Genomic DNA, 2,192 nt, shown 5'->3' with positions numbered 1-2,192 from the left:
TTCGGGAACCACGCCCCGCCACCCCCGCCACCGCCTGGGTCCGGGAACCAAGCCCCGCCACCGGCCCCACCTCTGCCCGGGGCCGGAAACCAGGGCGCTCCGCCGGCCCCGCCCCTGCCGGGCTCCGACGCACAGGTGCCCGCAGTGGTGGTCGGCATTCCGGTGACGCCGCAGTCCGACGCACCCTCCGCGTCGACGAGCGCGCCCACCAACCTGCCGCCGTACTCGACCCGGCGGGACACCGCCCTGAAGGACGGCATCCGCGACAGGCTGCCAAGTGAGATCACGCCTCAGGTGCAGGACATCGCGGGCGTCCCGGTCGACATCGGGCAGATCAAGGCCGGTTTCGACGCGCTGTTCGACACGCTCCACGACCTCCACGGCGTCACCAAGACGCCCACCGTGGAGTCCGACTTGGTGGTGCAGCTCAGCGAGCAGACCTTCGCCAAGCACTTCGCCGTGCAGCAGGAGCTCGACGCGGCGCTGAACACCGTCGACCGCAGCGACTTCGACATCACGCCCCAGCAGCTCGCACGACACGGCATCGACAACCCGCAGGCGATCCTCGACGAGATCCTGTCCCCCGACTTCCTGCACGGTCTCGCCGAGCACGACGCCGATCCCAACGCCGATCCGACGGTCACCGAACGCCTCGACGCCATCCTCGAGCAGGTCGTCACGGCGAAGGTGGACCCCAAGCCCAACGCCGTCCCCGCCCGGATCGCCGCCATGGTCGACACCCAGCGGGCCGAGGTCATCGAGAACACCCGTGCCAACCCGGCGCGGGCGATCAACGGGCACGTCCTGCTCAACACCGGCCACCTCGACGGCATGGCCGTCGACCCCGCGCGCAAGGGCGACGCCATCCGGCACCTGCTGACCCACGAGTTCATGCACGTGAACTCGGTCGGCAGCGAACAGACGTTCGCGCACCGGGCCGGGCAGGGAGGTGTCTTCAGCGAGGACATCAACCCCGACGAGGCGATGACCGAGCTGCTGGCCCGCGAGATCACCGACGTCCTAGCCGAACGCGGCGACCAAGACGTCCAGTACATCCAGTACCCCAACGGCACCAACCGCTACCAGGGGAACGTCGACGGTCTCAACAACGCGCTCGACCAACCCCGTGCCCAGGGCGAGGTCAGCGCGCAGGGCACCTTCAAGGCGATGCTCGACGACTACTTCGGGGTCGACGAGCGAGGCGGCACGTCCGGTACGCGTCCCGCACCGTCCACCGCCGACGCCCCCGCGACCGTCGACACCACGCCGCCACCGGTCAGGGACAAGGACGTCATCGCCGACGAGTCGTGGCGGCACGACACGGCGAGCACCGCGGACTGGTTCGCGCCGCAGAACCCGCAGCCCTCGGCGCTGTGGGACTCGGTGCGGGACAAGGCGCCCGTGCGCACGGTGGACACCGAGGTCGCGGACGTCCAGCGGTCGAGCACCTCGAACAACGTCGACTCGCTGACCGGCATCATCCGGCACGACGTGCGCCGGATGGAGGTGGCGCCCGGCAGCTGGGTGAAGGAGTACACCCTCAAGGTGCACCTCAAGGCCGACGGCGACCTCCCGCCGCCCGGTCTGGACGGCGTGCGGCAGAAGACCGTCGAAGGCGTCGACCGGTTGCTGAACCAGGGTTACCGGCTGCCGTCCGGCGACCAGTTCCACGCCAGGGTGGAGTTCGTCACCGACCCGGCGCAGGCGCACACCACGGTCGACGTGTCGACGGCCGCCACCGCGGACCAGCTCAACTGGGGCACGAACACCTCGTCCAACGTGCTCGCCCACGAGGTGGCGCACTACTTCGGCCTGCCCGACGAGTACAAGGACGCCGCCGGCCCGGACGCCCGCATCTTCAACAGCGACGGCAAACCACTGCCCGAGGGCCACACCCAGTCCAACCTGGTCGTGAACGACAACGGCCTGATGGGCGCCGGCGTGCACACCGACCCCTCGATCAAGCCGCGCCACCTGTGGCTGATCGAACGCACCACCAACAGCCAGGTGATGGTCCCCGACGCCGACCACGCCACCCTGCACAACCCGGACTCGCCGCCCCAGACACCGCCGCCCCGACCGCCCGAGTTCGGCACCCAGCCCGACCCGGACACCCGGCCCGACACGCAACCCGACCCCCGGCCCAACACCCGGCCCGTCGACACACCTCCGCCACCGCCACCGCCCCCGCC

The 2,192-nt window shown here is 70.6% G+C and carries 1 pseudogene; it reads left to right on the top strand.

The features are described 5' to 3' along the window. Positions 1 to 147: 147 nt before the first annotated feature. A pseudogene (locus ADK67_RS08070) lies at positions 148 to 2,192 on the top strand (hypothetical protein); the annotation flags it as partial.

Origin of the sequence: Saccharothrix sp. NRRL B-16348 (assembly GCF_001280085.1) — a bacterium.
In the GTDB taxonomy this organism is placed as follows: domain Bacteria; phylum Actinomycetota; class Actinomycetes; order Mycobacteriales; family Pseudonocardiaceae; genus Actinosynnema.
Note: the sequence above shows the minus strand (reverse complement) of the source record. Positions and strands in the feature narration are given on the sequence as shown.